Origin of the sequence: Herbaspirillum sp. CF444 (genome assembly GCF_000282135.1) — a bacterium.
Classification (GTDB): domain Bacteria; phylum Pseudomonadota; class Gammaproteobacteria; order Burkholderiales; family Burkholderiaceae_D; genus Herbaspirillum.
On the sequence record NZ_AKJW01000035.1, the window covers coordinates 76226 to 84066 of the forward strand.

General features: G+C 61.8%; 7 protein-coding genes. All 7 read left to right on the forward strand.

Translation table 11 applies throughout. The features are described from left to right. The first annotated feature begins 17 nt into the window (after positions 1 to 17). The gene (locus PMI16_RS08620) at positions 18 to 1070 is read left to right on the forward strand and encodes a branched-chain amino acid ABC transporter permease (RefSeq protein ID WP_007878530.1); all 1053 of its coding nucleotides are present in this window, start codon (positions 18 to 20) and stop codon (positions 1068 to 1070) included. 10 nt (positions 1071 to 1080) lie between these two features. Beyond that, complete coding sequence (locus PMI16_RS08625; protein ID WP_007878531.1) at positions 1081 to 2883, forward strand: branched-chain amino acid ABC transporter ATP-binding protein/permease; 1803 nt, start codon at positions 1081 to 1083, stop codon at positions 2881 to 2883. Continuing rightward, positions 2883 to 3644, forward strand: a complete 762-nt coding sequence (locus PMI16_RS08630) for an ABC transporter ATP-binding protein (protein WP_007878537.1) — start codon at positions 2883 to 2885, stop codon at positions 3642 to 3644. The genes PMI16_RS08625 and PMI16_RS08630 overlap by 1 nt, the downstream gene beginning before the upstream one ends. A 99-nt stretch (positions 3645 to 3743) precedes the next feature. Then, positions 3744 to 5327, forward strand: a complete 1584-nt coding sequence (locus PMI16_RS08635) for a methyl-accepting chemotaxis protein (protein WP_007878540.1) — start codon at positions 3744 to 3746, stop codon at positions 5325 to 5327. Between the two features lie 31 nt (positions 5328 to 5358). Continuing rightward, positions 5359 to 5739, forward strand: a complete 381-nt coding sequence (locus tag PMI16_RS08640; RefSeq protein WP_007878541.1) for a hypothetical protein — start codon at positions 5359 to 5361, stop codon at positions 5737 to 5739. An 89-nt stretch (positions 5740 to 5828) separates the two neighbouring features. Then, positions 5829 to 7073, forward strand: coding sequence for a TolC family protein (locus PMI16_RS08645; protein ID WP_007878542.1), 1245 nt, complete (start codon positions 5829 to 5831; stop codon positions 7071 to 7073). Further along, a partial coding sequence (locus PMI16_RS08650; protein WP_007878543.1) for an efflux RND transporter periplasmic adaptor subunit occupies positions 7070 to 7841 on the forward strand: 772 nt, incomplete at its 3' end. The genes PMI16_RS08645 and PMI16_RS08650, both read left to right, overlap by 4 nt.

Sequence of the window (7841 nt, forward strand, 5' to 3'; positions counted from 1 at the left end):
ACCAAGGGAGGATGGACGTGGACGCAAGTATCTTTGCGGTCCTGGTGCAAGACGGCATTACGACGGGCGCAATTTACGCCTTGCTGTCGCTGGCGCTGGTACTGGTTTTTTCGGTGACGCGAGTCATCCTGTTGCCGCAAGGCGAATTCGTCGCCTTCGGCGCGCTGACGCTGGCCGCGATTCAGGGCGGCCATGCGCCGCAGACTGCGCTGCTATTGGTGGCGCTGGGCGTGGCGACCATCTTGTGCGAACTGGCGAGCAATCTGCGTCGCGCCGACCGTCGCGGAAAACTGCTCGGCCTGTTGCCGGTGCTGGTCGGCAAATACCTGTTGTTTCCCGTCGCCGTGTACGCCGTCACGCTCTATGCCCCGCTCAAGGACTTGCCGATGCTGGTGCAGATCGCGCTGACGCTGGCCATCGTGGTGCCGATGGGACCGATGGTGTATCGGCTTGCCTATCAGCCGCTGGCGCACGCCAGCATTCTGGTGTTGCTGATCGTGTCGCTGGGCGTGCATCTGGCGATGGTCGGTCTCGGCCTGCTGATGTTCGGGCCGGAAGGCTCCAACACCTTGCCGTTCACCGATGCGCAATTCACTCTCGGCGAGATGACGATTTCCGGCCAGAGCCTGATCGTGATCGGCACGGTGATTGCGCTGATCGTCGGCATCTACTTTTATTTTGAACGGACCTTGTCGGGAAAGGCTCTGCGCGCCACCGCAGTCAATCGTCTCGGCGCGCGGCTGGTCGGCATCGGCACCAACCAGGCCGGCCAGCTGTCGTTCACGCTGAGCGCCGGTATCGGTGCCTTGTGCGGCATCCTGATCGCGCCGTTCACGATCATCAATTACGAGTCGGGCTTCCTGATCGCGCTCAAGGGTTTCGTCGGCGCCATCTTCGGCGGCCTGGCCAGTTATCCGATTGCCGCCGCCGGCGCCATCGGCGTCGGTCTGATCGAGAGTTTTTCCTCGTTCTGGGCCAGCTCGTTCAAGGACCTCATCGTCTTCACCGTGATCATCCCCGTCTTGCTGTGGCGCTCGCTGACCAGCAATCACGTCGATGAAGAAGCTTGAGGCGAATCATATGAAAAACAAACTCGTTCTCTCGACCGCTCTTTCTACCATTGCACCGGTCGTCGTACTGCTGGTGGTGCTGGCCTTGCCGTTCCTGTCGGTGCCGCCGTTCTGGATCACCTTGCTGTCCTACGTCGGCCTGTACAGCATCGTCGCGCTCGGCCTCGTGATGCTGACCGGCGTCGCCGGCCTGACATCCTTCGGCCAGGCGGCTTTCGTCGGCATTGGCGCGTACACCACCGCCTACGTCACGACGCAATTCGGCTTGTCGCCGTGGATTGGCCTGCTGGCCGGCTTGCTCATCACCGGCGCGTCGGCGTTGCTGATCGGCGCGGTCACGATGCGCATCTCCGGGCACTATCTGCCGCTCTCGACGATTGCCTGGGGCTTGTCGCTGTACTTCCTGTTCGGGAACATGGACAGTCTCGGCAAGTACGACGGCATCGGCGGCATTCCTTCGATTTCGCTGTTCAACTTTGAATTCAGCAGCGGCCGCTCGATGTATGTGCTGATCTGGGTGGTGGTGATTCTGGCGCTGATTTCGGTCAAGAACTTCCTCAACTCGCGCACCGGCCGCGCCGTACGGGCGCTCAAGTTCGGCTATGTCATGCCGGAAGCGATGGGCGTCAATACCGCCTGGATCAAGATCGTGATCTTTGCTTACGCGGCCATGCTGGCCGGCGTGTCCGGCTGGCTGTATGCGCATTTGCAGCATGCGGTCAATCCGACGCCGTTCGGCCTCAAGTACGGCATCGACTATCTGCTGATGGTCGTCGTCGGCGGGGCGGGTTATGTCTGGGGAGCGTTGTTGGGTGCGGGGCTGATCACCTTGCTCGGCAACTTCCTGCAAGAATGGTTGCCGAGCGTGCTCGGTGCCAGCGGCAATTTTGAAGCGATTGTCTTCGGCATCGCGCTGGTGCTGTTCCTGCAATATGCCAACGAAGGTTTGTGGCCTTTCATCCAGGCGCGCTTTCCCGGCAAGCCGTCGGCCAGGGCGCCCGACGAAGCACCGCCGCTGGAACAGAAAAGCAAGCCCGCGGCCGGCGACGTCATTCTCGACGTCAAGGCGGCGCGCAAGCAGTTCGGCGGCCTGGTGGCGGTCAACGACGTGAGCTTCTCGGTCAAGGCCGGCGAAGTGGTCGGCCTGATCGGTCCCAACGGTGCGGGCAAGTCGACCACCTTCAATCTGGTGACGGGCGTGTTGCCGATTACCAGCGGCGAGGTCAGTTATCGCGGCAGTTCGATTGCCGGCCTGTCGTCGCGGCAGATCGCCAGCCGCGGCATCGCGCGCACCTTCCAGCACGTGCGTCTGGTGCCGGGCATGAGCGTGCTCGAGAACGCCGCGATGGGCGCCTATCTGCGCGGCGATCGGGCCGCCCAGGGTGGCGCGCTGGCCAGCATCCTGCGGCTGAACCGCAAGGAAGAGGGCAAAATTTTGCTCGAAGCCAAACGCCAGCTGGAACGCGTCGGCCTCGGCGACATGCTGTATCGCCCGGCCGGCAGCCTGGCGCTGGGCCAGCAGCGGATCCTGGAAATCGCCCGCGCGCTGTGCTGCGACCCGGCCTTGCTGCTGCTCGACGAACCGGCGGCCGGCTTGCGCTACAAGGAAAAGCAGGCGTTGTCCGAGCTGCTGAAAAAACTGCGCGCCGAGGGCATGGCCGTGCTGCTGGTCGAGCACGACATGGACTTCGTGATGCAACTGACCGATCACATCGTGGTCATGGAATTCGGCACCAAGATCGCCGAGGGAACGCCGGCGCAGATCCAGGTCCATCCCGCCGTGCTGGAAGCCTATCTCGGAGGAGTGGAATGATGAGTGGCAATGCTGTGAACAAAGGAGAAGTCCTGCTCGACGTGAGCAACCTGCATGCGCGCTACGGCAAGGTCGAAGCCTTGCATGGCGCGGGGCTGCAGGTGCGCGCCGGCCAGATCGTCACCGTGATCGGCCCCAACGGCGCCGGCAAATCGACCTTGCTCAACGCCATCATGGGCGCGTTGCCGACCAGCGGCACCGCCAGCGGCAACGTCGTTTACCTCGGCCAGGAACTGAGCAGCATGGACGTCGAAGACCGCGTCGCGCGCGGACTCTGCCTGGTGCCGGAAAAGCGCGAGCTGTTCGCCACCATGAGCGTCGAAGACAATCTGCAGCTCGGCGCCTACAAGCGCAAGAAGAACGGCGAAGCCAATTACATGGACCAGCTCGATTCGGTGTATGCCTTGTTCCCGCGTCTGCAGGAGCGCCGCAAGCAGGCCGCCGGCACGCTCTCGGGAGGCGAGCGCCAGATGCTGGCGGTCAGCCGGGCGTTGATGGCCAAGCCGCAGGTGCTGATGCTGGACGAACCGAGCCTCGGCCTGGCGCCGCTGATCACCAGGGAAATCTTTCACATCATCAGCGAACTGCGCAAGAGCGGCGTCGCCACCTTGCTGATCGAGCAGAACGCGCGCGCGGCCCTGCAGGTCGCGGATTATGCCTACGTGCTGGAAATGGGCGAGCCGGTGATGGAAGGTCCGGCGGCGGAGCTGGCCGCGAACAAGCAGATCATCGAAAGCTATCTCGGCTTCGCCAAGCACTGAAACGACGGAATAAAGCCGGATAGGGCCAGGCAAAACGGAGCGGCATTGCGACGAAGATCGCCAGCAGATGCGCCGGCAACAACAACGGGAGTGGAGACAATGAACCTGCGTCGATTTTCAATCGGTGTGCGTCTGAGCGGCGGCTTTGCGCTGCTGTTCGTGCTGCTGGCGGCATTGGGGGGCGTGATTGCCATGCAGGCGGCTTCCTTGCAAAACGGATTGTCGCAGCAGCTGATGCAGATTGCCGCGACGGTGCCTGCCGCGCAGCAAAAGGCCATCGCCACGGCGTTGGCAGACGCCGACGGCGCGCGCCAGGTACTGCTGAAGTTTGCCGCGCTCACCGGCATTGCGCTGGTGCTGGCATGCGGCCTTATCGCATGGCGGCTCAGCCGCAGCATCACGCGTCCTTTGCAGGCGGCGGTATCGGTTGCGCGTCGCGTCGCCACCGGCGATCTGTCGTCCAAGGTCGTCGTCGAGGGGCGCGATGAAGTCAGCGATCTGTTGCGCGCCTTGCAAGCCATGAACCAGAGCTTGCTCGATATCGTCGGCGAAGTGCGTTCCAGCACCCAGGTGATTTCCGAGGCTTCCGGCCAGATCGCCGCGGGCAACGGCGAGCTGTCCGCGCGCACCGAAGCGCAGGCCAGTTCGCTGGAACAGACCGCTTCGTCGATGGAGCAGCTCACTTCCGCCGTCACGCAAAATGCCGATCACACCGCACGCGCCAATCAGATGGTGGAAGCGGCTTCCAGCTTCGCGGTCAAAGGCGGGCAGGTGGTCAGCCAGGTACTCGAGACCATGAGTTCGATCAACGACAGTTCACGCAAGATCGTCGAGATCATCAGCGTCATCGACGGTATTGCTTTCCAGACCAATATCCTCGCGCTCAATGCCTCGGTGGAAGCGGCACGGGCGGGAGAGCAGGGGCGCGGTTTTGCCGTGGTGGCCGCGGAGGTGCGCAACCTGGCGCAGCGCTCGGCCGTCGCCGCGAAAGAAATCAAATCCCTCATCGACGACTCCGTGCAAAAAGTGCAAAGCGGCAATGCGCTGGCCGATCAGGCCGGCGGCACCATGCGCGAAATCGTCGAGTCGGTGCAACATGTCGAGCGCATCATCGCCGAGATCACGCAGGCCGGCAAAGAGCAGAGCGGCGGGATCACCGAAGTCAATCAGGCCATCACCCAGATGGATCGGATGACGCAACAGAATGCCGCGATGGTCGAGCAGGCTGCGTCGGCCGCCGTCCGCATGCAGCAACTGGCGACGTCGCTGGCGCAATCGGTCAGCGCCTTCCGGCTGGAAAATCACACCGAAGAAGCGGTGGCCATGGTCCGGCGCGCCGTGCAGCATGTGAAGCAACAAGGCAAGGAAGCCGCGCTCGCCGACTTCAGCCGTCCGGCGCCGGAATTCAAACAGCGCGACCTCTACATCAACGTCATCGACCTCAACGGCAACACGCTGGCCCACGGCGAAAACGCCAAACTGATCGGCCGCAACCTGATCGATCTGAAAGACGCCGACGGCAAGCTCTTCATCAAGCAATTCGTCGACACCGCCAGGAGCGCCGGCAAGGGCTGGATCGATTATCGCTGGCCGAACCCGGTGACGGCAGTGCTCGAAGAAAAGACCACCTACATCGAAGAAGTCGGCGGTTTCGTGATCGGCTGCGGGATTTACAAAGGCTGAGGAATCTTCGTCTATAATCTGGGCCATGAAAATGCTGCGGACATTTCTGATCCTGCTGTTGGCCATTGCCATTTCCCTTGAGGGATTGGCGGCGGTACGCATGGTCGAAATGATGCACACCGGTTCTGCGCCTATGGAAATGGCGACATCCGCGACATCCGCGACATCCGCCAACGCCGCGGATGAGACTTGCGTGATGAACATGTCGGACACCGGCAAATCATCCAAATCGACGGCGCCATGCAAAATGGGCGATGCCTGCAAGATTTGCCAGGTTTTCCCATCGACAACATCTTCCGTCGACATCGATCCATTGATCCTGCCGCTGATCGATACCGTTTCACTGCTGCCAGAGTCGTTTTTGCCTTCTCACGACCCGTCCGGGTTGTGGCGTCCCCCTCGTTCGCTCTAACTCTCATTGATTCGTTGATGCGTCCGGCCTAGCTGCCGGGCGATTGTTTGCGCGCCTTTGCGCGCGCCGTCACGCCATGGAGTGAATATATGTCCCTTCGCAGGATATCCAGTACCTTGCTTGCTTTGCTCGCAGGGATGTCCGGTCTTGCCCACGCCGGCCCCTTGTCTTTTAATGCTGCGCTCGACATTGCCGAGCGCCAGTCTCCCAACCTCGCCTCGAACAGGGCACAAATCCAGGCGGCTCAAGCGTCGGCGATACCCGCCGGCGCTTTGCCTGATCCGAAAATCTTTGCCGGCATCGACAACTATCCCGTGTCCGGTCCGGATCGGGGACGGCTCAATGCGGACTCAATGACGATGCAAAAGATCGGCGTCATGCAGGATTTTCCCAATGCGGCGAAACGCCAGGCCCGCGTTGCCGTGGCCGAAGCCTCGATCGAAACCGCTGAAGCGCAACGGCTGGTCGAGCGTTTGAAATTGCGTCGGGCGACTGCCCTGGCATGGCTCAATCGCTACTACCTGGAACGCAAGATTGCATTGTTCGACAACCTGGACAAGGAGAATCGGCTTTGGGCAGATGCAGTACGCGCCCAGGTCGCATCGGGGCGCACGCAGATTGCCGATAGCGTCATGCCTAAACAGGAGGCGGCTCAACTTGCCGACCGTCGCGACGATCTGATCCGCGATCTGGTCAAAGCGAAGGCGGGCTTGCGTCGCTATGTGGGCGGCGAGGCGGATGAGCCGCTGGTGGATGCCTTGCCCGCCCTGAGTATCGATGCCGATCGTCTCCGGCAGCACTTGCACCGGCATCCGGAACTGCAAGCCTTTGTCGCCGAAACGCGCAAGGCAGAGGCCGAGGTCCGCGAAGCCCAGGCCATGAAAAAGTCCGACTGGGGTGTCGAGTTGGCCTACCAGAGACGCGATGCGCGGTTCGGCAACATGGTTTCGGTGCAATTCACCTTCGAAATCCCTGTTTCTCCGTCAACGCGACAGGATCCCCGCATTGCCGCCAAACAGCAGGAGTTGTCTCGGATCGATGCCGATCGTGAAGCCATGTTGCGCGATCACGCCAACGAACTGGAAAACGATCTCGCCGACTACCAGGCCTTGACCCGCCAGCTGGAACGCGCCGATCAGACCACGTTGCCCCTGGCGCAGCAGAAGCTCGATCTCCAGTACGCCGGCTACCGCGCGGGCAAGAGCGACTTGACGGCGGTACTGGCTGCGCGCCGTGACATCGTCGACCAGCGTCTGAGAATCATCGATATGGAAGCTCAGCGTACGGGCATGGCCGCACAACTCTATTTCGCTTACGGAGAAGATCTGCAATGAAGAAAAATACCTATCAAATTACCGTGCTGATGGTCGCGGTTGCTGCCGTAAGCGGCGCAAGCGGTTATTGGTTCGCCCGCCAGACCGGCGGTGCTCAGGCCATGCACGGCGAGGCAGCTGGCCAGGCCGCGCAAGCGGAGCGCAAGGCGCTGTATTGGTACGACCCCATGATGCCGAATCAACGCTTCGACAAGCCGGGCAAGTCGCCTTTCATGGACATGCAACTGGTGCCGAAATATGCCGATGAGCAGGCAGGTGGCGCCGGCGTCAAGATCGATGCCGGCATTGTCCAGAATCTGGGGATGCGCACCGCGAAAGTGGAGCGAGGCAGTTTGTCGGCAATCGTGAACGCCGTCGCCAGCGTGCAGTTGAATGATCGCCAGATTGCGATCGTCCAGTCCCGCAGCAGCGGCTTTGTGGAGCGCGTCTATGCACGGGCCCCCGGCGATGTCGTCGCACGTGGTGCGCCGTTGGTCGATTTGCTGATTCCTGAATGGGCCGGCGCCCAGGCGGAATTTTTGGCGATGCTCAAGACAAACGATACGGCATTGACTCAAGCCGCCCGCGAGCGTCTTCAACTGCTCGGGATGAGCAGCGATTTGATCGGCCGCGTCGAAAAGAGCGGACGTCCGCAAACCGTCGTGACTATTACGGCTCCCATCGCAGGCTTGATCCAGGCACTGGATATAAGAAGCGGGATGACGGTAACGGCAGGCGCCACGTTGGCCAGGATAAATGGCCTGGATACCGTGTGGCTGGAAGCCGCCG